This is a genomic window from Mycobacterium sp. 852002-51971_SCH5477799-a (assembly GCF_001667145.1).
In the GTDB taxonomy this organism is placed as follows: domain Bacteria; phylum Actinomycetota; class Actinomycetes; order Mycobacteriales; family Mycobacteriaceae; genus Mycobacterium.
On the sequence record NZ_LZIF01000044.1, the window covers coordinates 85334 to 110796 of the forward strand.

The window sequence follows — 25463 nt, forward strand, 5'->3', positions numbered from 1 at the left end:
GGTGACCGGCGAACCCCGCTCAGAACTGCAGTGCGTGAAACCTCCAGTCCAGCACCGGACGGTCCGGCTCGGAATCGCCGACCGCATACACCAGCGACCGCAGCCCCAGCACACCGCCGTGATCGGTCGGCTCGGCGGATTCGATGTGCAACTCGCTGTACAGGGTGTCACCCTCGTGCACGGGCCCGGTGTGGTCGCAGGACTGCCAGTTCAGGACCGTCACCAGATTGGGCAGCAGCCTGCTCGCCTGCGCGAACGCCAGCCCGATGGTATGTCCGCCGTACACCAGCCGGCGCCCGCCGATCCGCGAATCATGATGCGTGGCGGCGATATTCAATGTCAGACGGGCGAGTTCGGCAGCGCTACTGACCACGTCGGCGGTGCTGTGCAACACCGAACCCGCCAGGCCGGCATCGAAGTGCGGGCCGGGCACCTTGTCGCGGAACACCTCCGGGTCCCACTGCGCGGTCGGATCGTGGGCCGGGCCGGGCACCTCGACGCCGATGCCGGACAGATCGTCGTGCGGCGCCTCGTCGGGCGTGAAACCTGGGCTGGCGGGCAACATTCCGCACCGGTAGAAGTCGAGCACCAGCTGATCGGCCTGGTCGATCGTGATCATCCGCAGCGCCGCCAGCCCCGTGGGCGCCCGGCCCGGCTTGGGCGAGTTTGCCCGCAGCCCAACCACTTCGGTGCGGGTGTAGAGGGAATCGCCGATGACCGGATACCGGTGGAAGACCAGCCCGCGATAGAACAGGTTGGCCTTGACCCGCTGGGTCACCAGCGTCGACTGCCCGATCGCCACGTCGCACACCAGCGCCGGATGGGCCAGCGGCGCTGGAAGGCCCGTCACCGCCGCGCACAGATCGGCGTCCAGCGCCAGGCGCAGCCGGTCGCCCACGATCGCCTGGTGAGCGCCCGCCAACCCCGACGACAACGTCATCGACGGCGCCCAGTCGAACACCTGCCCTACCGAGAGGTCGTCGAAGTAGGGTCCCCCCTCGCGAATCCCCGCGTACCCGCCACTAGTCACAACGCCCCATGCTGGCAGGCTGTGGAATCGAGGGTCAACTCGTGGCGGTCGCGAGCGGGGCAAAGCGGGTCGCCAGGGTCAACTCGTGCCGGTCGCCACCATCGGGACTGAAGGGGTGATCACAGGTGAACGACGATGAAGAGATGCTAGTCGCCACGGTGCGGGCGTTCATCGACCGCGACGTCAAACCGAGCGTCCGCGAGGTCGAGCACGCCAACACCTACCCCGAGGCGTGGATCGAGCAGATGAAGCGGATCGGCATCTACGGTCTGGCCGTCCCGGAGGAATACGGCGGGTCGCCGGTTTCCATGCCGTGCTACGTGCGAGTCACCGAGGAACTGGCGCGCGGCTGGATGAGCCTGGCCGGTGCGATGGGCGGGCACACCGTTGTCGCCAAACTGCTGACGCTGTTCGGCACCGAGGACCAGAAGCGGACCTACCTGCCGCGCATGGCCAGCGGACAGGCGCGCGCCACCATGGCGCTGACCGAGCCCGGCGGTGGCTCGGATCTACAGAACATGACGACCACCGCGCTGCCCGACGCCGACGACGGGCTGGTGATCAACGGATCGAAGACCTGGATCAGCAACGCGCGCCGCTCCGGACTGATCGCGCTGTTGTGCAAGACCGGCCCGGATGCCAGACCGCGCCACAAGGGCATCTCAATCGTGCTCGTCGAGCACGGGCCCGGCCTGACGGTATCGCGGGACTTGCCGAAGCTGGGTTACAAGGGCGTCGAGTCCTGCGAGCTGTCATTCGACAACTTCCGGGTGCCTCGGACGGCGTTACTGGGAGGCGTTGCGGGCGAAGGCTTTTCACAGATGATGAAGGGGCTCGAGACGGGACGCATCCAGGTGGCCTCGCGTGCCCTGGGGGTGGCGGCCGCGGCGCTCGAGGACGCGCTGGCCTACGCCCAGCAGCGCGAGAGCTTCGGCCAGCCGATCTGGCAGCACCAGTCGATCGGGAACTATCTGGCCGACATGGCGACCAAGCTCACCGCGGCCCGCCAGCTGACCCGGTATGCCGCCGAGCGGTACGACAGCGGCGAACGCTGCGACATGGAAGCCGGCATGGCGAAGTTGTTCGCCTCCGAGGTCGCCATGGAGATCGCGCTGAACGCGGTGCGAATCCACGGTGGCTACGGCTATTCCACCGAATACGACGTCGAACGCTATTTCCGCGACGCACCGTTGATGATCGTCGGTGAAGGCACCAACGAGATTCAGCGAAACGTGATCGCCCGGCAACTGGTGACGCGCGGCGGAATCTGATCCGGCCCGCCAATCGTTCGGCCCGAGAACGGAATTTGGGAGTATATTTACCTGACTTCTCCGGCGGGCAAACCGGTATCGAAGTAAAGCCGTTCGCCAGCCGAGGAAATAGAGGGAAAGGCAGCCGCCATGAGTTATCCCCCCGTGCCGCCAGGTGGGCCTGGGCAGCAACCGGAATGGCAAGGCCAACAACCGGAATGGCAGGGCCAGCAGCCCGCCGGGTGGCAGCCCCAGCAGCCACCGGGATGGCACGGCCAGCCGCCGCCCGCCGGATGGCCGGCACCCCAGCCGGGATGGCAGGAGCCCGAGAACTATCTGGTCTGGGCGATCCTGGTCACAGTGCTGTGCTGCCTGCCGTTCGGGATCGTGTCGATCGTCCACTCCAACAAGGTGTCCGCGCTGTGGGCCCAGGGCCGCTACGCCGAGGCCCAGGAGGCGTCCAACAATGCCAAGAAGTGGGCCATCATCGGTGCGGTCGTGGGTGCCGCCGCCGCGGTAATCGGTGTCGTGCTGTGGTTCGCCATGTTCGCGGCGATCGTGTCGTCCATCCCGTCCACTACCACTACCACCTATTCAGGCTTCTGACCTCAGGCCTCGTCGACCAGCCCCCAGGCCAACGCGGTCCGCGCATCGACGGTGCGACCGGACAGTACGAGATACGCTGTGCGCCAACGACCTATCCGCCGCGTGACGCTGACGGTCCCACCAGCTCCGGGGAGCAACCCCAATGCCAGCTCGGGTAGCCCGAACATCGCACCATTGCGGGCGGTGACCCACCCGCAAAACGCCGCCATCTCCAGTCCGCTGCCCATCACCCGCCCGTGCACCTCGGCCCGGCACGCGCGGCCGAGCCTGGCGGCCAGCGCGTCGAGCGTCAGAGCGGGGCTGTAGCGGGTACGGGCCAGGTGCGCGCTCGCGGGGTCGGCCAAGGTGCCGAACTCGCCCAGGTCCCCACCGCTGCAGAACGACGGACCGTTGCCGCTCAACACGATGCCGGTGACCGAGGGGTCCAGCTGGGCCACCGTCAGGGCCTCCAGCAGCGCGGCGCGCGCATCGGTGGAGAACGCGTTGTGCCGCTGCGGCCGGTTGAACGCGATGCGCACAACGTCGCCGTCGCGGGTCACCCGGACCGGGTCGGGGATCTCCGGCATCCGGGCCGGGCCCCGCTCGCGTAACCACCGCGCGAACTCCGGGCCCGCTTGCAGGGTCGAGTACGCCAACGACTCCGTCATCACCCCGGACAGCGTCGGGCCCAGCGGATCGACCGCGCGCAACACGTCATCACAGACAGCACTGGCATGCGGCCAGCGTTGACAGCGTGCCCTCAGCTCCTCCACGGTCGCGGACACCGACGCGACGGTGACCACCCGCCGGTCGGCGCAGGGATCTTCCGTCAGTGTGAAAGTTGCCGCATTAAGCCAGGATTCGGCCGCATCGATGTCGGCTGCCGAGCCGACGCCGACGATCACCCCGGGCGGCGAACCCGGGCCGTCGTGCGGCACACTCGACAGGTCGACCACCCGGAGCATGGCTCACACCGAGTACTTCTCGATCAGCCCATTCTTGTAGAGCTTGCCGGTGTCGGTGCGCGGCAGCTGCGCTTCGAAGGCGATCGATCGCGGGCATTTGTAGTGCGCCAAGCGGTCTCGCAGCCACGCCGTCAACTCCTCGGCGAATCCGTCGGTGGCGTCGGCCGCGTCGACGGTCTGCACGGCCGCCACCACGCGCTGGCCCATTTCGTCGTCGGGCACCCCGAACACCGCGGCGTCCAACACCTTCGGGTGGGTAACCAGAAGATTCTCGGCTTCCTGCGGGTAGATGTTCACCCCGCCGGAAATGATCATGTGGTGACGCCGGTCGGTCAGATACAGATAACCCTCGTCGTCGAGATAGCCGATGTCCCCGACGGTGGCCCAGCCATGCTTGTCGCGTGACGAGGCGGTTTTCGTTGGGTCGTTGAGGTATTCGAAGGAATAGCCGCCCTCGAAATAGATCTCGCCGGCCTGCCCGGGTGGCAACTCATTGCCGTGCTCATCGAGGATGTGCACTGCGCCGCCCATGGGTTTGCCCACCGAACCCGGATGGGCCAGCCAATCCTCGGCGGTGATCAGCGTCGAGCCGTGCGCTTCCGAGGATGCGTAGTACTCGTCGATGATCGGGCCCCACCAGTCGATCATCTGTTTCTTGATCTCCACCGGGCACGGGGCCGCCGCGTGCATCACCCGCTGCAGGCTGGACAGGTCATACGAATGACGCACCTGCTCAGGCAGTTTCAGCATGCGGGTGAACATCGCCGGGACGAATTGACCGTGCGTGACCCGGTGGCGCGCGATGACGTCCAGGCATCCTTCGGCGTCGAATTTCTCCATCACCACCGTGGTGATGCCGCCGGCCTGCGCGCTCATCGACCACACCGACGGCGCCGTGTGGTACAGCGGCGCGGGGCTGAGGTAGATCGAATCGGGCGTCATCCAAAAGCCGACGAGTGCGGACATCATGCCGGGCGCCTCGGCCGGTGGCACATGCGGCAGTTCGCGTTTGATGCCCTTGGGCCGGCCGGTGGTGCCCGACGAGTACTGCAGCAGGTCGCCCTCGATTTCGTCATCGATCGGTGTATCGGGCCGCCCGGCAACGCATTCCGGGTAGCGCTGCCACCCCGGCAGGTCGCCATCAGCGATCAGCAGCAGTTCGGGTAGCCCACCGGGGGAATGCTCGGCGAGGCCGGCGAGCGTGTCGCGCAGCACCGCCGAGCCGATGATGGCCTTGGCGCTGCTGTTGTCGATGATGTAGGCCGCCTCTGCCGCGGTCAGGTGGGTGTTGATCGGCACGTAGTACAAACCGCTGCGGCGAGCCGCCCACATCACCGCGTGGATGTGCTCGTTGTTCTCCATCAGGATTGCGACGGTGTCGCCCTCACGCAGACCCGCCTCGCGGAACCAGTGCGCCAGTCGATTGGCACGCGCTTCGAGGTCGTCGAAGGTGACGACCGTCCCCGACGGGTAGAGGATGACAGCAGGTTTGTCGGCGCCGACATGGGGGCGGATCTGCATGGGCAGACTGTACCGCCGCCAAACTTGACGGGTGTTAAGTGGTCGCCGGCGCGGGCAGTAGCAGCGCACTGTCGCCGAATTCGTGCCACAGGTAGCCGTGTTCCACCGCCTCCCGATAGGCCAGCCCGACCAGCTCCGGGCCCGCAACCGCCTCCAGCAACAACAGGTGCGACGCTCCGGCGTCATGCCATCCGGTGATCAGGCCGTCGACCACTCGGCACGACCGCTCGGGCCCAAGCACCAGATCCGTCCAGCCGTCCTTCTGCCGCACCAGGCCGTCCTCGGCAGCGGCGGACTCCAGAGCGCGCGTCGCGGTTGTTCCCACCGCTATCACCCGCCCGCCGGCCGCGCGGGTGAAGTTCACCAGTCGCGCGGTCGCCGCGGGCACGTGGAGGGGTTCGGCGACCGGTGGCTCGCCGGCATCCGCCGACGACACCCCCGCGTGCAGCGTGATCGGCGCGATGCCGATGCCGGCGGCCACCAGGCCGGTGACCAGCGCTGTGCTGAATGGCCTCGCCGCACTTGGCATCTCAGCGCTACCGGGTCGTCTGGCGAACACCGTCTGGTAGTAGCGCAGCGGCCACGGCCGTGGCACATAGGAGTACCGGATGGGTCGGCCGTGCCGGGTCAGGTAGGACGCGAAGTCACCCTCCACGACGACCCGCGCGGTCCACAACCGTGCGCCGCCGATTCCCGGTTTCGGGTAGGACGACTCGACGACAAGCACTGCGCCGCCGGGCATTTCGATGCGCTCGCGCGGCCGGATGTCGGTCAGGTTCCCCGTCGCGTTGCCCGCCGGCCGGAGTTCGACCACCCAGACCCTGTCGGCGCGTGCCGTCGAGAAGTGGATGACGATCGGACGTCCTGCGCGGTCGCCATCCACGGCGGCCGGCAGGGTGGCCGAGTCGTTCACCACCAGTAGATCACCCGGTCGCAGGTAGTCGCCGAGGTCGGTGAATCGGGCGTGGGTGATGCCGTCGGGGCGAGCGACCAGCAGCTTGACGGCATCGCGGGCGATGCCGTGCGCTTCGGGCGGTTCGATGGCGTCGGAGCCCGAGGCGCGGTGGAAGCGGGTGCGCGGAGCCATCAGGGTCATCGCGGCGCTCCGGACGGCGCCAGTTCCGCGGCACGGTAGCGGCCCCCTGGGGGCCGGGTGTCCAGCAATCGCAGCAGCGCCGGCACGACGGACTCGGGCTCGGCCCGGTCGGAGATGTCCTCGCCGGGAAACGCGGCCTGGTGCATCTCGGTGCGCATGTCGCCCGGGTCGAAGGCATACACGCGTACCGCGGGGGTCTCGGCGGACAGCACCGCCGACAGGTGGTCCAGCGCGGCCTTCGACGAGCCGTACCCACCCCATCCCGGGTAGGGCTCGACCGCGGCGTCCGACGTCACGTTGACGACCGCCCCCGCGTTGTCCGTCAGGGTCGGTAGCGCCGTCTGGATCAGCGCGAGCGGGGCGAACAGGTTCGTCTGGTACACGCTCCACAACTCGCTCGCAGGGTAATCGGCGAGGACCGGTTGCGGGCTGGGCCCCAGCCGACTGGCGTTATTCACCAAGAGGCCAAGTGACCCGGCGTCTAGCGCTGCGGCGACCAATTCGGCACGGTGGCACGCGTCGGTGACGTCACCGGGCAGCGCGATGAAAGCCTCCGAATGCAGTTCTCGGACAGTGGATTCCAGTTCGAACGCGCGTCGGGCATCACCCACGACGGTCCATCCCCGCTCGAGCAATGCGGCCGCCAGCGCCTTGCCGAACCCGCGGGACGCGCCGGTGATGATGGCAACGGGTTGCTGTTGTGATTGAGTCATCCCCCCATACTGATAGTTGAAGTAAACTTTAAGTCAAGCCACGAATTCGAGAAGGCCACAATGGATAAGAAAGACTTGTTCACCGTCGGCGAGGTGGCGAAGCGCAGCGGCTTCGCGGCGTCTGCGATCCGGTTCTATGAGAGCCAGGGCCTGATCACCGCGACCCGGACCGGCGGCGGCCAGCGCCGTTTCGAGCGACAGATGCTGCGACGCCTGGCGTTCATCAAGGCCGCCCGCAACGTCGGCCTAAGCCTGGACGAGGTGGCCGACGCGCTCGCCACACTTCCCGACGGCCGCACCCCGACCCGCGCCGACTGGGGCCGGCTGTCCAAAACCTGGCGCGCGCGCCTCGACGATCAGATCGCCGGGTTGATCGCGCTGCGCGACAATTTGGACTCGTGCATCGGCTGCGGTTGCCTGTCGCTGAAGCGCTGCGCCATCTCCAATCCGGGCGACCTGGCGGCCAGCGCCGGGGCGGGAGCCGTCTACCTGCCGAGATCGTTACGGCGGCAGTCGATTAGCGGCTGAGGCCAACCGTTACCGAGCGGGCTCAGCCCGCTTCGGACAACCGCTGCTTGAGCGCCTCGAACTCGTCGCGGACACCGGTGGGCAGCTTCTCACCGACGAACTCGAACCACTCCTCGATCAGCGGCAGTTCTTCGCGCCACTCCGCCGGGTTGACCGCCAGCGCCTTGGCCACAGCGCCGCCGTCGACGTCCAGGCCGTCCAGGTCCAGGTCGTCGGCCGTCGGCACGATGCCGATCGGGGTGTCCTGACCGCCGGCCTGGTGCTCGATGCGGTCCACGATCCACTTGAGCACCCGGCTGTTCTCGCCGAAGCCCGGCCACAGGAAGCCGCCGTCTTCGTCGCGGCGGAACCAGTTGACGAAGAACACCTTGGGCATCTTGGATTCGTCGGAGTTCTTGCCCAGGTCGATCCAGTGCTGGAAGTAGTCACCGACGTGGTAGCCCAGGAACGGCAGCATGGCCATCGGGTCGCGGCGCACGGTGCCGACCTTGCCCTCGGCGGCGGCGGTCTGCTCGCTGCCCATGGTGGCTCCCATGAACACGCCGTGCTTCCAGTCGCGAGCCTGCGTCACCAGCGGCACCGTCGTCTTGCGGCGCGCGCCGAACAGGATTCCGGAGATCGGCACGCCCTGCGGGTCGTCCCACTCCGGCGCCAGGATGGGACACTGCGACATCGGGGTGCAGTAGCGCGAGTTGGGATGCGCGGCCTTCTCGCCGGAATCGGGCGTCCAGTCGCGGCCCTTCCAGTCGGTCAGGTGCTCCGGCTCGCCCTCCAGGCCCTCCCACCACACGTCGTTGTCATCGGTGAGCGCCACGTTGGTGAAGACGGTGTTGCCCCCCTCGATGGTGCGCATCGCGTTGGGGTTGGACTTCCAGTTGGTCCCCGGCGCGACGCCGAAGAAACCGAACTCGGGGTTGACCGCATACAGGCGGCCGTCCTTGCCGAACCGCATCCAGGCGATATCGTCACCGAGGGTCTCGGCGCGCCAGCCCGGGATGGTCGGCTGCAGCATGGCCAGGTTCGTCTTGCCGCACGCCGACGGGAACGCCGCGGCGAAGTAGTAGGCCTTGTTCTCCGGCGAGATGAGCTTGAGGATCAGCATGTGCTCGGCGAGCCAGCCCTCGTCGTGGGCCATTGCCGAGGCGATGCGCAGCGAGTAGCACTTCTTGCCCAGCAGCGCGTTTCCGCCGTAGCCCGAGCCGTAGCTCATGATCTCGCGGGTCTCCGGGAAGTGGGTGATGTACTTGGTGTCGTTGCAGGGCCATGGCACGTCCTGTTCGCCCGGCTCCAGCGGAGCACCCACCGAGTGCATTGCCTTGACGAAGAATCCGTCGTCGCCGATCTTCTCCAGGGCGGCCTTGCCCATCCGGGTCATCACCTTCATCGAGATGACGACGTACTCGGAGTCGGTGATCTCCACGCCCAGCTTCGGGTCGTCGGCGCCAAGCGGGCCCATGCAGAACGGCACCACCCACATGGTGCGGCCGCGCATGCAGCCGCGGTACAGATCGGTCATGGTGGACCGCATCTCGGACGGGTCCATCCAATTATTCGTCGGCCCGGCGTCGACCTGGCGCTCGGAGCAAATGAAGGTCCGCGACTCCACCCGCGCCACGTCGGACGGGTCCGACAGCGCCAGGTAGGAGTTGGGGTGCTTCTCCTCGTTCAGCTTCGTCAGCGTCCCGGCCTCGACCAGGTGCGTGGCCAGCCGGTTGAACTCCTCGTCGGAACCGTCAGCGAAGACCACCCGGTCGGGCTGGGTGAGCTCGGCGACCTCCTGCACCCATGACAGCAGGCCCGGGTGGTTCGTGGGGGCTGTATCCAAACCGGGAATGGTCGCTGAGGTCATCGAACTCTCCTGGATTCTTTGCGTATCGGGCTGGTGTTGCTCGCTATGCTCTCGCCCACACAATTAAAGAATTGGTGGCGTTAACAACAGGTTATCGTGAGGATCTTGTCGAGGGAGCCTCGGGCGGGTATAAGCCTTCTCACTACAACGATTCAGAAGATCCCGAAGGGTCAGCATCTTCGCTCCTCGAAGGGGCTTTTTCGGTTTCGTCATCACCGGAGTTTTCGGGGTGACCTTTGCCCTGTCGTATACCCGGTTCTCCCAGTTCTGCACGTACGACCGCCAGGGCCGCCGTCACCGCGGGCATGTCCCGATCCCGCGCCGCGGCGGCCCGCGCGGCGGCCAGCGCGTGCTCGCGCAGTTCGGTGTCGATGACGCCGACCGACGCCGACACCTGCGCGTTCTCAGCCTCGTCCTGAGCCAGCAGCGCCTTGCTCAACACCGACTCGGCGGCCAGCACGCGGGTGGCGACCAGCTCCTCGACGACCGACTGCAGCGCGGACGTGGCGTCGCCCGCCCAGCGGTCCAGCAGCGCCCGGTCGTGCAGCAGCGCACGGATGTTGATCACCATGAATGTGAGCGCGACCGAGATCGCCACGCACGCCAGGGCCGCGGCGACGGCCAGCGCGGGGTTCAGCCGCGAGGCCAGGCCGCTCATCAGCCGGCTCAGCGTCAGCGCCACCCCGAGGCCGAACCCGACGCCTAGCACGATCATCAGCCAGGTTTCCTGTCGGCGTGATTTCAGCGGCGGCGGTGAGACGGTGACCTCCGGAAGCCGCTCGAACGGCGGCAGCTCCATCGGCACGCTCACCGCCTGCGCCACCTGAGCCAGTTGCGTGTCGGTGGCTTCGCTGACCTCCGCCACCACCGCTTCCAGCTGGTCGCGGGTGAGCGCCTCGAAGCCGGACATGCCGCGCCGCGACAAATCCGCCGCGCGTTCCTGCAGGTCGGTGCGCGCCGCCGCGCACCGGTTACGCGCGGAGTGCGACAGGGCGACCCGCGACTGCTGGATCTGGCCGCGCAGGGTGATGGTCCGCTCGCTTTTGGCCTGACGCCGCTGCTGCAGTGCGGTGCTGCGCTCTTCGCGCAGCGCCTCGACCCGGGCCCGCCGCCCCGACCCCTCGACCTCGCGCTCATACCGGCGCGCCATCGTCTGCAGCCGGGATTCCCACGCGCGCAACCTGTTTCGTCGCGCAAGATCGGGCTGATCAAGCAGCGCTGTGACGGCTTCGGCCAGCTCGTCGACGTCCGGGTCGCCCACGTCGGGCAGGGCCGCCGCGCCCACCCAGGGCGCCCGGCCGTAGCGCGGCGCGTGCGCACCCAGCGAGTCGCGGTTGGCGGCGACGATGTCCTGCCAGTTCAGATGCACATCGATCTTGGACACCACGCCGACGACGGCGTCGGTGTGCTCGGTCGCGGCGTCCAGCAGCGCGCAGTCCGACGGCGTCAGGTTCGCCGCCGCGGAGACGACGAACACCACCGCCACCGGCGCCTCCCCGGGGCCCAGGTCCGTCGATTCGACGAATTTGCGTTGCGACAGCCGCTCCCGCAGTGCGTCGGCCACCGCGCTGACCCCCGCCATCCACGGACCGGTCACCAGCACCACGTCGCAGCGCTGAATCGCCGGCGGATCCAGCCCGGGGCCGGCCGCCGCGACGAGCGCGTCCACCTCGGCGACGGGATCGTGGTTTGTCTCTTCGCTCACCAGGATTCCCCCGGCAGCGACGCGCAAGCCTGTGACCACAGCCGCAGCGATCCCCGGGCGATGTCGGCGCCGCAGGCGCGGTGCAGGTCGCTGGCCGACGACCGGCTGTAGCGCTGCCATCGCACCGCCCGCGGCAGGTGCCCGGACGGGTCTCGATGCGGGTCGAGGACCTTGTGATCGCCCGGCTGCAGGCCGGCCGACTCGGCGAGGTCCACGGCGGCCGCCATCCGGGCGAGCACGGTGTCGTCGCTTGACAGGAACCCGCTGATGCGCTCGCCGAGCCCGCCACCGCTCGCGGCCAGCGCCTCGAGTTCGGCGACGGCGTCCAGCACCCGCTGGTAGCGCGCCTCGGCGCCCAGCGCGGCGATTCTGGCCAGGATCGCGTCGATGCCGCTCAGCCGGTGCAGCAAGGTGAGCACCTGGGCCGGGGTCCGGCCCTGCCGGAACGCGGCGACCGCCAGCGCCGTGCCCAACAGGTCGAGGGTGTCCAGCAGGCGTCGCCGCACCTCGGCCGGCACCGGGACGTCGGCGGCCAGGAATCCGGCGAAGGAGCCGTCGAAACATGCGGTGCCGCCGGGGTGAGCGGCGAGCGCGGACAGCGCCGTCCACTGGGTGCTGTCCAGGTCGTCGAGCGCGGCGACCGCGAGCAAGCCGGTCATCGGTTCCATGGGCACGCCGATCAGCGCCGAGAGCTCCGTACACCTCGCGCGCGCCGCGGCGATCGGGCCGTCACCCCCGGACAGCGAGCCCGCCAGATCGGCCTTGTTCAGCACCGCCAGCACCGGGCGCCCGGCCGCTGAGAACCGGGCGATCGCGTGGGTGTCCTCGGGCTTGACCACCTCCGCTATCACGTAGACCACCACGTCGACGTCGCGATCGGTCACCGGTTTGTCGACCGCGATTCCCGCCGCAGGTCCCGCGCCGGCCAGGGCGCGGCGCACGGTGCTGCAGCCGACCCCCCGACGGCCGCGCACGACCACGCGCAACGGTGCGGCGGATCGCCGCGCGATCGCCGTCACACGCGGGTCGACGTGGCCGGCGGCAAACCGGGCCAGTTCGTCGACGAAAGTTCGGTGTCCTTGTGCCCTCATATCCCGCCTGTTCGGTCCGGATGACCCCTTGCCCGGCCGGCGCTGACGCTAGCGGATGCAGCGCCGGGGCCGAGCGATCCCACCGAATGGTGGCACCCGCGTCACAAAGAAGCGAGCCACCGTTAATCAGTTACCAGTTGAAGGCAACTGTTGGGTATCAATCCGGACCAGGGGCGGCTACATCCACGGTTCATAGGCCACCATGGACAAATGCATGCGCAGCGCGGGGTGGCGATGTCTGCCGACACGCCTACCGGGGACTCCGACCGCCCGGACCAGCGCTATCTCCCGGCGACGGCGTTCCGGTCGCGACGCTCGGCGCTGTCCGATGCCCAGCGCCAGACCTGGGAGCGACGCTGGCCCGAACTCGGCCTGTCCGTGGGCGCACCCGACGAACCCGACAGCTCCGAACCCCCGCTGGATACGGTCGCCTGGTTCGGCCGACAGGCCCCGGTGGTACTCGAAATCGGTTGTGGCAGTGGCATTTCCACCCTGGCGATGGCTAAGGATGAGCCCGATATCGATGTCGTCGCGGTAGAAATCTACCGCCGCGGGCTGGCGCAACTGCTGTCCGCCATCGACCGCGACCAGGTGAGCAACATCCGGCTGATCCGCGGCAACGCCCTCGATGTCTTGCAACGCCTCATCGCTCCGGGTTCGCTGACCGGGGTTCGCGTCTTCTTTCCCGATCCGTGGCCGAAGGCCCGGCATCACAAACGCCGGTTCCTGCAGCCCGGCACGATTGGCTTGATAGCCGACCGGCTACTCCCTGGTGGTGTCCTGCATGTTGCGACGGACCACGCCGGCTACGCCGAGCACATCGCCGAAGTCGGCGCGGGTGAATCCCGACTGCATCCGGTCGGTCCCGGCAGTGCGCTGCCGATCTCGATCGTGCGCCCAACCACCAAGTACGAGACGAAGGCTCAAGAAGCGGGCAGCGCGGTCACCGAATTCATTTGGCTTAGACGATGAGTAGGCGATGAGTATGAGCCTGACTGAAGAGACCGCGGCGGGAGCAGAGCCCGTCGCGCCGCCGGCAGTGCTGAGCGGCGACGAGCTGGGCGACTTCGCTCCGCCCGGTGGGCGGGTGCTGCTGGTGTGGGACGCCCCGAACCTCGACATGGGCCTGGGCTCCATCCTGGGCCGCCGCCCGACAGCCTTAGAGCGCCCGCGGTTCGACGCCCTGGGACGCTGGCTGTTGTCGCGCACGGCCGAGGTCAGCGCCAGTCGCCCCGGCGTGGTGGTGGAACCCGAGGCCACCGTCTTCACCAACATCGCGCCGGGCAGCGCCGACGTCGTCCGACCCTGGGTGGACGCGCTTCGCAACGTGGGATTCGCGGTGTTCGCCAAGCCGAAGATCGACGAGGACAGCGACGTCGACCGCGACATGCTGACCCACATCGAACTGCGGCGCACCGAGGGATTGGCGGCGCTGGTGGTGGCCTCCGCCGACGGCCAGGCGTTTCGTCATCCGCTGGAAGACATCGCACGAACGGGGGTCAGCGTCCAAGTGATCGGATTTCGCGAACATGCGAGTTGGGCGCTAGCGTCGGATACCTTGGACTTCGTTGATCTGGAGGATATCGCTGGTGTCTTCCGGGAACCGTTGCCGCGGATCGGCCTAGATTCGCTGCCTGACCAGGGTGCGTGGCTGCAGCCGTTCCGGCCGCTCTCCGCGCTGCTGACCTCGCGTGTGTGACACTGGAAAACCTATGCGCGGGTCGTTGACGATCCAGTAAGGAGCTTGCGTGTTCGCCTGGTGGGGTCGAACTGTGTACCGATACCGGTACATCGTGATCGGGGTCACGGTAGCTCTGTGTCTGCTGGGTGGCGTCTTCGGCATGAGCCTGGGCAAGCATGTTACACAGAGCGGCTTCTACGACGACGGCAGCCAATCCGTTAAAGCCTCGGTGCTGGGCGACCAGACCTACGGCCGCGACCGCACCAGCCACGTCGTGGCCACCTTCACCGCTCCGGACGGAAAGACGGTCGATGATCCGGCGTGGCGGAACAAGATCGTCGGTGAGCTGAACAAGTTCAAGACCGACCACCCCGCCCAGGTCGTCGGTTGGGCCGGCTGGCTGGCGGTGGCCAATCCCGTCGACGCACCCCCGTTGATCAAGGGGATGGTCAGCGAGGATAGGAAGCACACCTTCGTGTCGATCCCGCTTAAGGGCGACGACGACGACAGCATCCTCAACAACTACAAGGCCATTCAGCCGGATCTGCAGAAGCTCGGCGGGGGCACGGTGCAGCTGGCGGGCCTCGAGCCCATCGCCAACGCCCTGACGGGAACCATCGCCACCGACCAACGCCGCATGGAGGTACTCGCGGTCCCGCTGGTCGCCGTGGTGCTGTTCCTGGTCTTCGGGGGCGCGGTCGCCGCGGGCCTGCCGGCCATCGTGGGCGGCCTGAGCATCGCGGGCTCGCTGGGCATCCTGCGGTTGGTCGCCGTGTTCGGGCCGGTGCACTTCTTCGCCCAACCGGTGGTCTCGCTGATCGGCCTGGGTATCGCCATCGACTACGGGCTGTTCGTGGTGAGCAGATTCCGGGAGGAGATAGCCGAGGGCTACGACACCGAGGCCGCGGTGCGAAGAACGGTGATGACGGCCGGCCGCACGGTGACGTTCTCGGCAGTGCTGATCATCGCGTCCAGCGCCAGCCTGCTGGTGTTGCCGCAGGGCTTCGTGCATTCGCTGACTTACGCCATCTTCGCCGCGGTGGGCCTGGCGGCGCTGCTGTCGATCACCTTTCTGCCCGCCTGCCTGGGCATCCTCGGCCGCCACGTCGATGCGCTCGGCGTCCGGACGGCATTCCGGGTGCCCTTCCTACGGAATTGGAAGTATTCGCGGGCCTACCTGAACTGGTTGGCCGACCGGCTGCAGAAGACCAAGACCCGCGAAGAGGTCGAGGCCGGCTTCTGGGGCAAACTCGTCAACTGGGTGATGAAGCGCCCGCTGGCGTTCGCCCTGCCGATCGCCATCGCCATGATCCTGCTGGTCATCCCGCTGGGCAACCTGTCATTCGGCGGCATGAGCGAGAAATACCTGCCGCCGGACAACCCGGTGCGCATGGCACAGGAGCACTTCGACAAGCAATTCCCTGGCTACCGGACCGAGCAGCTGACGGTGGTGATCCAAAGCGACAACCACGGCAAGGTCACCGACCAGCAGGTCGCCGATATCCGCAACAGGATTTCCTCGATCGGTGGCTTCACCGACAAGCAGTGGGAGGAGCGGGCCTGCCCGACCATTGCGGGCAACCCCTGCGTCGCCGGACCGAACGGCACGACGGTGCCCAAGGACGGTTCGGTGCGGGTGATCCAAAACGGTCTGGTCAACAAGAACGACGCCGCCAAGAAGCTCGCCGAACTTCGCTGGGTCAACCCGCCGAAGGGGCTGAACCTCTATGTCGGCGGCACGCCGGCCCTGGAACAGGACAGCATCCATAGTCTGTTCGACAAGGCTCCGCTGATGCTGGTGTTGCTGCTCGGCGCCACCATGTTGTTGATGTTCCTGGCGTTCGGATCGGTGGTGTTGCCGATCAAGGCGGCCGTGATGAGCGCGCTGACGCTGGGGTCGACAATGGGCATCCTGACCTGGATTTTCGTCGACGGGCACTTCTCGAACGTGCTGAACTTCACGCCGACCCCACTGATGGTGGTGGTCATCGCGCTGGTCGTCGCCGTCGGTTTCGGTCTGGCCACCGACTACGAGGTGTTCCTGGTATCGCGAATGGTCGAGGCGCGCGAGCGTGGCATGTCGACGGCCGAGGCCATCCGGATCGGCACCGCGACCACCGGACGCCTGATCACGGCCGCCGCACTGGTGCTGGCGGTGGTCGCCGGCTCGTTCGTGTTCTCCGACCTGGTGTTGATGAAGTATCTGGCCTTCGGTCTGATGGCGGCGCTGCTGCTGGACGCCACCGTCGTCCGGATGTTCCTGGTGCCGTCGGTGATGAAGCTGCTCGGCGACGACTGCTGGTGGGCGCCGCGCTGGGCCCGGCGTCTGCAGAACAAGATCGGGCTCGGCGAGATCGACCTGCCCGACGAGCGCAAGCGGCCCACGCTCAACGGCCGGCCCGCGCGACCGCCCGTCGCCGCCAGCCTCGTCGCGGCGGCACCGCGGCCACCGCACGACCCCACCCATCCCGGCGCCCTGGAACCACCGCGGCCGGCGCGCCCGGGTCCGGCCGAGCCGCGGCCCGCGCGCGACCCGTCCCTGGGTGAAACCGCGGGCGGCACCCGCGTCCCCGCCCGCCCCAGCCAGCCGACCGAAGCCAAGACGACGCGCTTCTCCGCGCAGGGCGTACCCGGGCATGACCGTCCGGCCGACCAACGCCCCGCCACCAACTCCGCACCGCACGCCGCCCAACGACATCCCGCGCCGGCCCCGGCCGCACCTCCGTCTACCGATCAGACGCGGGCCATCCCGGTGCCCGGCCACCGGGCCGACGACACCGGCGACGCCGCCGAACCCACCACCGCCCTGCCGAAGATGCGCCCGGAAGGCAACGACCCCAATGCGGCCGGCGATCAGGTGGATGCGCGCGGGCAGGGCGAAAACGGTGATCCGGCGCGGCAACGCCGACGCTCCGGCGGCGGCCTGTCCGCGCAGGACCTGCTGCGCCGCGAGGGGCGACTGTAACCAGACCCGCTACAACGGCGAAAACCCGTGCAGCTCAGCCGGATTCGTCCTCGGGTTCGTCGGGCTCGGCCTGCAGGATCGCGGCCTTCTCGTCGGCGTCCTCGGTCTGCTTCTCGGCTTCGGCGGACGGGTCGGGCGCCAACAATACTTGGACCGCGTTGTTGAGGAAGGCCACCGTCGGGACCGCCAGCAGGGCGCCGACGATCCCGGCGACCACTCCGCCGGTGGAGATGGCGAGCACCACTCCTAGCGGGTGAATCGACACCGCGCGGCCCATGACCAGCGGCTGCAGCAGATGGGCCTCGATCTGGTTGACCGCGATCAACAGGCCCAGCGTGATCAGCGCGTAGACGATGCCCTTGGCCAGCAGCGCGACCACAACGGCCACCAAGCCCGAGACCAGCGCCCCGACCAGCGGGATGAACGCGCCCAGGAACACCACCGATGCCAGCGGCAGCGCGAGCGGGACGCCCATGATCGCCAAACCCGTGCCGACCCCGGCGGCGTCGGTCAGGGCCACCAGGAAGGTGGCCCGCACGTACCCGATCAGCGACCCGTATCCGGCAGCACCTGCCTCGTGCACCCGGCCGCGCACGTCCGACGGGATGATCTGCACGACGTACTGCCAGATGTTGCGGCCGCCGTAGAGAAAGAAGATGAGCGTGAACAGCACCAGCACCGCCGCCGTGACCAGCTCGGTGACTGTGGCAGCGGTGGAGAGCGCGCCGCTGGTCAGTTTCGCCTGATTGTTGTGCAGCGCCTCGATGGCGGCGTTGCCCACATTGTCGATCTGTTCGTTGCGCAGGTGCGCAGGACCGTGGATCAGCCAGCGACGGGTCGACTCGATGCTGTTCGTCACCTGTTCGGTCAACCCGGGCAAGCCGTCAATGAACTGCAGGATGACGAACGCCAGAATGCCGCCCAGGATCGCGAAACCGCCCAGCAACACCAGGGCCACCGCGCCGCCGCGGGGCAGGCCCCGCTTGTCCAGCCAGTCGACCACGGGCACCAGCAGCGCGCTCAGCAGCAGCGCCACCAGCACCGGAACGACGATGATTTCGAGTTTTTTCACCACCCAGAGCAGGGCGAGCACGGCGATGAGGATGACGAGCAAGCGCCACGCCCAGGCTGCGGTCTTGCGGACAAGGGGTTCGACCGAGGCATCGTCGACGTTTGCTGACATCTGGCCAGCCTATCCGCCGCGGCGCGGGGTCAAACGTGGACCAAACCTGTCTCGAGGCCGTCTGCGCGCCGTTCCGGGCCGTCGTCGCCCGGCACGATCCGGTTACGACGTCGACACGGTAAGCGATCCGCAGCGATCGCCGCGCCACCTGCACCGTTACCCTAAATCACGTGCCGCACGACGCACCCGCCCGCAACCTCGACTTCCCGCGCGAAGAAGCACCGCGCGGGAAGTACTGGTGGGTGCGCTGGGTGGTCCTGGGCGCGGTAGCGATCGTGCTTGCAGTCGAGGTTTCGCTGGGCTGGGATCAGCTGGCCAAAGCCTGGATGAGCCTGTACGAGGCGAATTGGTGGTGGTTGCTCGCGTCGGTGGCCGCGGCGGCGGCGTCGATGCACAGCTTTGCTCAGATCCAGCGCACGTTGCTCAAGTCGGCCGGCGTGCACGTCAAGCAGTTGCGCTCCGAGGCCGCCTTCTACGCCGCCAACTCGCTGAGCACCACGCTGCCCGGCGGACCCGTCCTGTCGGCGACCTTCCTGTTCCGCCAGCAGCGGCTGTGGGGCGCGTCGACCGTGGTGGCGTCCTGGCAGTTGGTGATGTCGGGCGTGCTGCAAGCCGTCGGGTTGGCTTTGCTGGGGCTGGGCGGCGCTTTCCTGCTGGGCGCTAAGAACAACCCGTTCTCGTTGCTGTTCACCCTGGGCGGCTTCGTCGCGCTGTTGCTGCTGGCCCAGGCCGTCGCGTCACGCCCGGAGCTGATCGACGGCATCGGCAGCCGGGTGTTGGCATGGATCAACTCGGTCCGCGGCAGGCCGGCCGACGCCGGCCTGGACAAGTGGCGCGAGACCCTGATGCAGCTGGAATCGGTGAGCCTGGGCCGGCGCGACCTGGGGGTGGCGTTCGGCTGGTCGATGTTCAACTGGATTGCCGACGTCGCCTGCCTGGGTTTCGCCGCATACGCCGCCGGGGACCACGCCTCGGTGGCCGGCTTGACGGTGGCTTACGCGGCCGCCCGCGCGGTCGGCACCATCCCGCTGATGCCCGGCGGGCTGCTGATCGTCGAGGCGGTGCTGGTGCCCGGCCTGGTGTCCAGCGGAATGTCGCTGCCCAACGCGATCTCGGCGATGCTGATCTACCGGCTGATCAGCTGGTTGCTCATCTCCGCGATCGGCTGGGTGGTGTTCTTCTTCGTGTTCCGCACCGAGAACGTGGCCGAGTCCGACGAGGACCCGATCACGGGTCCGCTACCAGTCGTGCCGTTGCAACGCGACCCCCCGGCCGATCCGACGGAGACCGCGCTGCAGGGGCCGTTGCCGCCCGACCGGAGTCCGGAAGCCGACGGGCGGGCCTAGTGGCGATCGCGAGGGCGCCCGCGGCGATCGCAAGCGCGGCGTAGCCGGGCGCGGCGGGTCGCCGCATAGTCCAAAGCCGGACGAGGCGGGTCGCCACCACCGGGCTTAGCCGACGGTTTTTCCGCGCGACTGGCCCGGCAGCGGGTTGGTCACCGCGGGCGGCGCCGGCCGCGGCGCCGCCGCCGGGGCGCCACCGGTGGTCCCACCCAACGGCGAGGCGCCGGCAGGGTTGCCGGGCAGCGCGGGCAGCCCGCCGGCCGCGCCCTGCGCCTGTTGCATCAGGCCCATCGCCTGCGGGATCGATATCGGCAGCTTGCACTGCGTCGACAGGGTGGTCAGCGGCTGCGCGATCGACGTGATGTCACCGGCCACCTTGGGGTTGGCCTCGAAGTAGGACTTCAACCCGTTCACCGACTGCGGCCCCGCCTGCTGCTGCAGCATCGAGGTCATGGTCTGGTTGGTCTCCGGGTGCGAATCCAGGTAATCACCCATCGATTTGGAAACCGAGCCGATCGTCCGGGCGACCTCACTGGCCGCGCACGGGTCGTTGGCGCCGGTCGCTGGGGCGCCGGCGAACACCGCGAGGGCTGCGCCCGGCACCGTGGCGGCGATCAGCCCGGCGAAGATTTTGCGACCGCGCCCAACGGTGGCTCTCGTCATCGATAACTCCTTAGGAGTTTGCGGCGGACGGCCGGGATCGGCGCCCCGCAACGACTGCAGTAGACGGCCGCACTGACGCAGGCATCCCTGAAACTCCGAGGCCGCCTGGTGGGCCATTCGACATCCTGCCACCGCCGGTATCACCGCTGCCAGTTCGAACGGAGCGTGTGACCCAAATCCCGCTTGGTCACCGGTTCACAACATCTTCGCAGCGTCTTGGCAACAACACCGTCGCCGCAGCTCAGGAACTAGATAAGCCACATATTCCACAGCCGGCTGCGGTATCGTCGCGAGCACGCGCTACGCGAGAACCGGGGAGCGACAAAATCCAGCAGTTGATGATCCGCCTCAGCCGCAGCCTGCGTAAGTACCGCTGGTTGGTCTTCACAGGCTGGTTGCTGGCATTGGTTCCGGCGGTGTACCTGGCGCTGACGCAGTCGGGCAATCTCACCGGCGGCGGGTTCGACGTGGCCGGATCGCAATCGCTGGCGGTGCACGATCAGCTCGAGGAGCTGTACCACGACCAGGGTGGATCGTCGCTGGCACTGGTGGCCGCGCCCCGCCCCGACGCCAGCTACCAGGACATGAACGACGCCGTCGCCCAGCTGCGACAGATCGCCGGCGGCGTCCCCGGCACCGCCGAAATCCCCAACCCCATCCAGCGGCCGCCGCAGCCCGACCGCCCGTACGTGCTCTCGGTCCGGCTGGATTCCCGTAATACCAGCGACATCGCCAAGCAGCTCCGCACCAAGGTCGGCATCAAGGGCGATCAGCCCGGCCAGACCGCGAACGGCCGCGTGCGGCTCTATGTCATCGGCCAGGGCGCGCTGTCCGCGGCTGCCGCGGCCAACACCAAACACGACATCGCCGCAGCCGAAAAGTGGAACCTTCCAGTCATTTTGATCGTGCTGCTCGCCGTATTCGGGTCGCTGGCCGCCGCGGCCATTCCGCTCGCCTTGGGGATCTGCACGGTCGTGGTCACGATGGGCCTGGTTTATCTGCTGTCCGCCTACACCACCATGTCGGTCTTCGTGACCTCGACGGTGTCCATGTTCGGGATCGCGCTCGCCGTCGACTATTCGCTGTTCATCTTGATGCGGTTCCGGGAGGAACTGCGGACCGGGCGTCAGCCCCGCGAAGCCGTCGATGCCGCGATGGCCACATCCGGGCTGGCCGTGGTGCTGTCCGGCATGACGGTCGTCGCCTCCCTGACCGGGATCTACGTGATCAATACCCCGGCCCTGAAGTCGATGGCCACCGGCGCCATCTTGGCCGTCGCGGTCGCCATGTTGACCTCGACCACGTTGACGCCGGCTGCGCTGGCGACGTTCGGGCGCGCTGCCGCCAAACGCTCGGGCTTCCTGCACTGGTCGCGACGGCCCGAGAGCACGCAGTCGCGGTTCTGGAACCGCTGGATCGGCTGGGTGATGCGCCGGCCGTGGATGTCCGCGCTGGCGGCGTCGCTGGTACTGCTCGTGATGGCCGCGCCGGCGTCATCGATGGTGTTGGGCAACAGCCTGTTGCGGCAGTTCGACTCGTCGCACGAAATTCGCGCCGGGGTCGGCGCCGCGGCGCAGGCCCTCGGTCCCGGCGCGCTGGGCCCGATCCGCGTGCTGATCAACTTCCCCGAGGGCGGCGCGGCCTCCCCCGAACACAGCCACACCGTCGGCGCGATCCGCCAGCGGATGTCGCAGGCCCCCAACATCGTCTCGGTCTCGCCTCCGCAGTTCGCCGAGGACAACGGCAGCGCGCTGCTGTCCGCGGTGTTGTCGGTGGATCCCGAGGACATGAAGGCCCGCGAGACCGTCGGCTGGATGCGCGCGCAGCTGCCCAAGGTCCCCGAAGTGGGCACCGCACGCGTCGACGTCGGCGGCCCCACCGCTCTGATCAAGGACTTCGACGACCGGGTATCGGCGACCGAACCCCTCGTGTTGGGCTTCGTCGCGCTGATCGCGTTCCTGATGCTGTTGCTCTCCATTCACTCGGTTTTCCTGGCGCTCAAGGGCGTCCTGATGACGCTGCTGTCGGTCGCCGCGGCCTACGGCAGCCTGGTGATGGTCTTTCAGTGGGGGTGGCTGAAGGACCTCGGCTTCGCCCAGATCAGCTCGATCGACAGCACCGTTCCCCCGCTGGTGCTCGCGATGACCTTCGGGTTGTCGATGGACTACGAGATCTTCCTGCTCACCCGCATCCGGGAGCGTTTCCTGCATTCCGGTAACACCCGCGATGCGGTGGCCTACGGCGTCAGCACCAGCGCCCGGACCATCACCAGCGCGGCGCTGATCATGATCGCGGTGTTCGTCGGGTTCGCGTTCGCCGGCATGCCGCTGGTGGCCGAGATCGGCGTCGCGTGCGCCGTCGCGATCGCGGTGGACGCCACCGTGGTGCGGCTGGTGATGGTGCCGGCGCTGATGGCGATGTTCGCCCAGTGGAACTGGTGGCTGCCGCCGTGGCTGTCCCGCGTGCTGCCGTCGGTCGACTTCGACCGGCCGCTGCCCGAGGTCGACCTCGGTGACGTCGTCGTCATCCCCGACGACATCTCGGCGCTGGTCGCCCCCAGTGCCGACCTGCGGATGGTGGTCAAGTCGGCCGCCAAGCTCAAACACCTCGCGCCCGACGCGATCTGCGTGGCCGATCCGCTGGCCTTCACCGGCTGTGGCCGGACCGCGCAGGCGGGGGTGACCCCCGAGGAGGATCAGTCCCGCGGTCTGGGGCCTGGACAGATTCCCCACCAGGTCGCCCTCGGCGAGGAGAAGGTCAGCGTCGGCGTGGGGACCGACAAGAAGCCCGGCGCCAACGGCCACACCAACGGCTCGCTGGCGGCCAAGAAGCTGGTCAACGGCCTGGCGTCGCGCAACGGCATCGCCAAGGCCATCACCGGCAGGCCCGTTCACCCGGTGACATTGTGGCGGGGACGCCTGTCGGTCGCGATCGACGCGCTGGAACGCGACACCGGAGCAGCCGTCGGCGACGGGCCGAAATACGAGCGGCGCAGCCCGGTGGAGACCACCAACGTGCAGCTGCCCACCGGCGACCGCCTGCTGGTCCCGACCGGTGCCGAGACGCTGCGGCTCAAGGGCTACCTGATCATGTGCCGTAACAGCCGGCGCGATTATGCCGACTTTGCAGACATGGTCGATACGTTGGAGCCCGAGACCGCCGCGGTGGTGCTGGCCGGAATGGACAGGTACTACTGTTGTAAATCATCCAGGCAGCAGTGGATCGCCACCCAGCTGGTCCGTCGACTCGCAGATCCCCACCCGTGCGACCACCCGGAAGATCAGGGATCGGAAGCCGAGGCCGACTCGGACTGGGAGGGAATCAGGCAACGCTGCATGTCCGTGGCCGTAGCGATGCTGGAGGAGGCGAGGTGACGTTGGCACCCGACCGACGCCCCGCACCGCCACCCCACCGGCCGGGCTCCGAACAGCGCCAATCCCGCAACGGGCCGGCCGGGCCCTTCCAGGACCCCGACCAGCCCGTGGAGTTCTGGCCGACCTCGGCCATCCGTTCCGCCCTGCAGGGCGGTGACATCGCGACCTGGAAGCGCATCGCCGGCGCACTGAAGCGCGACCCGTACGGGCGGACCGCCCGCCAGGTCGAAGAGGTCCTCGAGGGCACCCGGCCGTACGGCATCGCCAAGGCGCTGTGGGAGGTGCTCGAGCGTGCCCGCACCCACCTGGAGGCCAACGAGCGCGCCGAGGTGGCGCGCCACGTCGCGCTCCTGATCGACCGGTCCGGTCTGGCCCCGCAGGAATTCGCGTCCCGCATCGGGGTCACGGCCGAGGAGCTGGACGGTTACCTCGACGGCAGCACCAGCCCGACGGCCGCGCTGATGATCCGAATCCGGCGGTTGTCGGATCGGTTCGTCAAGGTGAAGTCCGCTCGGTCAGCCGAAGCCAACTGAGTAGCTATCTGACCGGCAGCACATCGGCGACCAGCCAGTCGCTGCCCCGCTTGGTCAGCGTCACCCGCAGCGCCGGCGCCGCCTGACTGGGCGGCTGTCCCGGGGTGTTCTGAGTGACCCGCAGGACCACCGCCACACTGGCCGCCGACGGCCCGAGGGCCTCGACTCCGGCCGACACCGTCGTGGCTTGCGCGGTGACGTTGTGCTGGGCCAGCTCGGCACTGGACTTGGTGTACTGCTCCTTGAATGCGGCCGCGTGCTCCGGGACGATCATCGCCGTGGCCCGGTCGATCGAGCCGGTCGGGGCGGTGGGGCTGAACGACGCCATCGCCTCCGCCATGCCGGTGGCGATCTGAACGACTCGGTGGGAGTCGTTGGTGAAGTCGTTGTCCGCCCCGGTCCAGTGCGTGTAGCCGGTCGCGACGGCCGCGCCCAAGGCCGCCGTGCACAGCAGGACGACCGCCAACCGCAGTCCCGGTGCGTCGTCGTCGGTGCCGAGGCTGACCGAATCGCGGCGCAGCAGCCAGAAATTGATCGCCACGCCTTCGACGATCAGCAGGATCAGCACCGAGCACGCCGACACCCACCACAGCGGCCAGCCGAGCACCAGACCGATGGCCAGCAGGGCCGCGATCGCGGCCAGCGGCGCCAGGATGTCGAAGGCGGCCAACCGCCAGATGTTTCTCATCGGATCCTCACCTGATCGAAGCCAATCCGGAGATCATCTGCTTGCCGTCCACGTCGGAGACGTCCAGCCGCAGACTCCAGTGCACTGTCTGCGGCTTGGCTCCGACGTTTTCGCTGACCGAGGTGGCGATGAGCATCACCGAGTCGGTTCGACTCGCGAATGGAGGCAGCTTGGTGGTGACCACCGGCCGGGCGATGCCGGGCTGGGTGTCCAGGTCATGGTGCACCGTTTCGATCGCCACCGCGTCGATCCGCCCGGCGCTCTTCGACTGCAGCTTCTCCACCACGGCCTTATACGGCTGCACGGCGGCATCGAAGTCGGTGTTGAGTTCCCCGACCGTCCCCTCGTGCAACCGCCGCAGGCTGGCATCCACGTTGCCGCTGTTCATGTTGATCAACACATTCGCCCAATCCGCGGCGGTCTGCATGGCGCGGCTCAAGTAGCCGCGTTCGGCAACCTGGTCTCGATGATCGGACCAGATGATGAAACCGAGCACGACCGCGGCCACCGACAACACACCGAGAACCGCCGACGCGACGCCGTAATGGGAGAACATTGCGGCGCTTTCGAATTCCTCCCCGTCGACGTCGCCGGAGTCGCCCTTCGCGTCGTCGCCGGGGTCGACGTGAACGGAATCTTCTTCGGCAGGTCGCTCGGTTCGCTCGCCGTCGGACATGGCCCGATCGTTGCACCCGGGAAA

21 protein-coding genes are annotated in these 25463 nt (G+C 68.1%); 9 read left to right on the plus strand and 12 right to left on the minus strand.

Annotated elements, in window-relative coordinates; genetic code table 11:
* Positions 1-19: 19 nt before the first annotated feature.
* Complete coding sequence (locus A5753_RS04955) at positions 20-1030, minus strand: MaoC family dehydratase (protein ID WP_067124026.1); 1011 nt, start codon at positions 1028-1030, stop codon at positions 20-22.
* 125 nt (positions 1031-1155) lie between these two features.
* Between A5753_RS04955 and A5753_RS04960 the strand changes: the two genes are divergently transcribed.
* A complete protein-coding gene (locus tag A5753_RS04960; protein WP_082971175.1) occupies positions 1156-2301 on the plus strand; it encodes an acyl-CoA dehydrogenase family protein in 1146 nt (381 codons plus the stop codon).
* Positions 2302-2430: 129 nt separating this feature from the next.
* Positions 2431-2886, plus strand: coding sequence for a CD225/dispanin family protein (locus A5753_RS04965; protein ID WP_067124028.1), 456 nt, complete (start codon positions 2431-2433; stop codon positions 2884-2886).
* A gap of 2 nt (positions 2887-2888) precedes the next feature.
* Here A5753_RS04965 and A5753_RS04970 read toward each other — a convergent pair whose 3' ends face one another.
* From A5753_RS04970 to A5753_RS04985, 4 genes are read right to left on the minus strand one after another with little or no spacing between them, the layout of a single operon-like run.
* Complete coding sequence (locus A5753_RS04970) at positions 2889-3830, minus strand: enoyl-CoA hydratase/isomerase family protein (RefSeq protein ID WP_067124030.1); 942 nt, start codon at positions 3828-3830, stop codon at positions 2889-2891.
* Positions 3831-3833: 3 nt separating this feature from the next.
* The gene (fadD4, locus tag A5753_RS04975; protein WP_067124032.1) at positions 3834-5351 is read right to left on the minus strand and encodes a fatty-acid--CoA ligase FadD4; all 1518 of its coding nucleotides are present in this window, start codon (positions 5349-5351) and stop codon (positions 3834-3836) included.
* Positions 5352-5385: 34 nt separating this feature from the next.
* On the minus strand, positions 5386-6447 hold the full coding sequence (locus A5753_RS04980) for an S-adenosylmethionine:tRNA ribosyltransferase-isomerase (protein WP_067124034.1): 1062 nt from the start codon (positions 6445-6447) through the stop codon (positions 5386-5388).
* Positions 6444-7160 carry an SDR family oxidoreductase gene (locus A5753_RS04985; protein WP_067124036.1) on the minus strand — a complete coding sequence of 239 codons (717 nt, stop codon included), beginning with the start codon at positions 7158-7160 and terminating at the stop codon, positions 6444-6446. The genes A5753_RS04980 and A5753_RS04985 overlap by 4 nt, the downstream gene beginning before the upstream one ends.
* 60 nt (positions 7161-7220) lie before the next feature.
* Here A5753_RS04985 and soxR point away from each other — a divergent pair, with 60 nt between their 5' ends.
* Positions 7221-7688 (plus strand): redox-sensitive transcriptional activator SoxR, encoded by a 468-nt coding sequence (gene soxR, locus A5753_RS04990; protein WP_067124038.1) that lies wholly within the window; start codon positions 7221-7223, stop codon positions 7686-7688.
* A gap of 22 nt (positions 7689-7710) precedes the next feature.
* On the opposite strand, the gene A5753_RS04995 is transcribed toward soxR, so the two are convergent.
* From A5753_RS04995 to A5753_RS05005, 3 genes are all read right to left on the minus strand, one after another.
* Positions 7711-9537, minus strand: coding sequence for a phosphoenolpyruvate carboxykinase (GTP) (locus A5753_RS04995; protein ID WP_067124040.1), 1827 nt, complete (start codon positions 9535-9537; stop codon positions 7711-7713).
* 142 nt (positions 9538-9679) lie between these two features.
* On the minus strand, positions 9680-11242 hold the full coding sequence (locus A5753_RS05000; RefSeq protein ID WP_197694583.1) for a hypothetical protein: 1563 nt from the start codon (positions 11240-11242) through the stop codon (positions 9680-9682).
* Complete coding sequence (locus A5753_RS05005; protein WP_067124051.1) at positions 11239-12333, minus strand: hypothetical protein; 1095 nt, start codon at positions 12331-12333, stop codon at positions 11239-11241. The genes A5753_RS05000 and A5753_RS05005 overlap by 4 nt, the downstream gene beginning before the upstream one ends.
* 234 nt (positions 12334-12567) lie before the next feature.
* Between A5753_RS05005 and trmB the strand changes: the two genes are divergently transcribed.
* The 3 genes from trmB to A5753_RS05020 are packed head-to-tail and all read left to right on the plus strand — an operon-like array spanning position 12568 to position 16979.
* The gene (trmB, locus tag A5753_RS05010; protein ID WP_231989995.1) at positions 12568-13305 is read left to right on the plus strand and encodes a tRNA (guanosine(46)-N7)-methyltransferase TrmB; all 738 of its coding nucleotides are present in this window, start codon (positions 12568-12570) and stop codon (positions 13303-13305) included.
* A gap of 13 nt (positions 13306-13318) precedes the next feature.
* Positions 13319-14032 carry an NYN domain-containing protein gene (locus tag A5753_RS05015; protein WP_067124054.1) on the plus strand — a complete coding sequence of 238 codons (714 nt, stop codon included), beginning with the start codon at positions 13319-13321 and terminating at the stop codon, positions 14030-14032.
* Positions 14033-14081: 49 nt separating this feature from the next.
* Positions 14082-16979 carry an MMPL family transporter gene (locus A5753_RS05020; RefSeq protein ID WP_067124056.1) on the plus strand — a complete coding sequence of 966 codons (2898 nt, stop codon included), beginning with the start codon at positions 14082-14084 and terminating at the stop codon, positions 16977-16979.
* A gap of 34 nt (positions 16980-17013) precedes the next feature.
* Here the strand turns inward: A5753_RS05020 and A5753_RS05025 are convergent, their stop codons facing one another.
* Positions 17014-18162, minus strand: a complete 1149-nt coding sequence (locus A5753_RS05025; RefSeq protein ID WP_067124058.1) for an AI-2E family transporter — start codon at positions 18160-18162, stop codon at positions 17014-17016.
* Between the two features lie 170 nt (positions 18163-18332).
* On the opposite strand from A5753_RS05025, the gene A5753_RS05030 reads away from it, so the two are divergent.
* Positions 18333-19508, plus strand: coding sequence for a YbhN family protein (locus A5753_RS05030; RefSeq protein WP_067124060.1), 1176 nt, complete (start codon positions 18333-18335; stop codon positions 19506-19508).
* A gap of 105 nt (positions 19509-19613) precedes the next feature.
* Here A5753_RS05030 and A5753_RS05035 read toward each other — a convergent pair whose 3' ends face one another.
* Positions 19614-20168 (minus strand): hemophore, encoded by a 555-nt coding sequence (locus tag A5753_RS05035; RefSeq protein ID WP_067124062.1) that lies wholly within the window; start codon positions 20166-20168, stop codon positions 19614-19616.
* A 338-nt stretch (positions 20169-20506) separates the two neighbouring features.
* Between A5753_RS05035 and A5753_RS05040 the strand changes: the two genes are divergently transcribed.
* Both A5753_RS05040 and A5753_RS05045 read left to right on the plus strand, forming a co-directional pair.
* Positions 20507-23542 carry an efflux RND transporter permease subunit gene (locus A5753_RS05040; protein ID WP_067124063.1) on the plus strand — a complete coding sequence of 1012 codons (3036 nt, stop codon included), beginning with the start codon at positions 20507-20509 and terminating at the stop codon, positions 23540-23542.
* A complete protein-coding gene (locus A5753_RS05045) occupies positions 23539-24075 on the plus strand; it encodes a hypothetical protein (protein WP_067124065.1) in 537 nt (178 codons plus the stop codon). The genes A5753_RS05040 and A5753_RS05045 overlap by 4 nt, the downstream gene beginning before the upstream one ends.
* Positions 24076-24079: 4 nt before the next feature.
* Here the strand turns inward: A5753_RS05045 and A5753_RS05050 are convergent, their stop codons facing one another.
* Positions 24080-24763, minus strand: a complete 684-nt coding sequence (locus tag A5753_RS05050) for a hypothetical protein (RefSeq protein ID WP_067124066.1) — start codon at positions 24761-24763, stop codon at positions 24080-24082.
* A 7-nt stretch (positions 24764-24770) separates the two neighbouring features.
* Positions 24771-25439 (minus strand): hypothetical protein, encoded by a 669-nt coding sequence (locus tag A5753_RS05055; RefSeq protein WP_067124067.1) that lies wholly within the window; start codon positions 25437-25439, stop codon positions 24771-24773.
* Positions 25440-25463 lie beyond the last annotated feature (24 nt).

Bases quoted from the DNA above. Each gene is read 5' to 3' on its own strand.
- A5753_RS04965 (WP_067124028.1), top strand. From the start codon at position 2,431: ATGAGTTATCCCCCCGTGCCGCCAGGTGGGCCTGGGCAGCAACCGGAA.
- A5753_RS04970 (WP_067124030.1), bottom strand. From the start codon at position 3,830: ATGCTCCGGGTGGTCGACCTGTCGAGTGTGCCGCACGACGGCCCGGGT.
- fadD4 (WP_067124032.1), bottom strand. From the start codon at position 5,351: ATGCAGATCCGCCCCCATGTCGGCGCCGACAAACCTGCTGTCATCCTC.
- A5753_RS04980 (WP_067124034.1), bottom strand. From the start codon at position 6,447: ATGACCCTGATGGCTCCGCGCACCCGCTTCCACCGCGCCTCGGGCTCC.
- A5753_RS04985 (WP_067124036.1), bottom strand. From the start codon at position 7,160: ATGACTCAATCACAACAGCAACCCGTTGCCATCATCACCGGCGCGTCC.
- soxR (WP_067124038.1), top strand. From the start codon at position 7,221: ATGGATAAGAAAGACTTGTTCACCGTCGGCGAGGTGGCGAAGCGCAGC.
- A5753_RS04995 (WP_067124040.1), bottom strand. From the start codon at position 9,537: ATGACCTCAGCGACCATTCCCGGTTTGGATACAGCCCCCACGAACCAC.
- A5753_RS05005 (WP_067124051.1), bottom strand. From the start codon at position 12,333: ATGAGGGCACAAGGACACCGAACTTTCGTCGACGAACTGGCCCGGTTT.
- trmB (WP_231989995.1), top strand. From the start codon at position 12,568: ATGTCTGCCGACACGCCTACCGGGGACTCCGACCGCCCGGACCAGCGC.
- A5753_RS05015 (WP_067124054.1), top strand. From the start codon at position 13,319: ATGAGCCTGACTGAAGAGACCGCGGCGGGAGCAGAGCCCGTCGCGCCG.
- A5753_RS05025 (WP_067124058.1), bottom strand. From the start codon at position 18,162: ATGTCAGCAAACGTCGACGATGCCTCGGTCGAACCCCTTGTCCGCAAG.
- A5753_RS05035 (WP_067124062.1), bottom strand. From the start codon at position 20,168: ATGACGAGAGCCACCGTTGGGCGCGGTCGCAAAATCTTCGCCGGGCTG.
- A5753_RS05040 (WP_067124063.1), top strand. From the start codon at position 20,507: ATGATCCGCCTCAGCCGCAGCCTGCGTAAGTACCGCTGGTTGGTCTTC.
- A5753_RS05050 (WP_067124066.1), bottom strand. From the start codon at position 24,763: ATGAGAAACATCTGGCGGTTGGCCGCCTTCGACATCCTGGCGCCGCTG.
- A5753_RS05055 (WP_067124067.1), bottom strand. From the start codon at position 25,439: ATGTCCGACGGCGAGCGAACCGAGCGACCTGCCGAAGAAGATTCCGTT.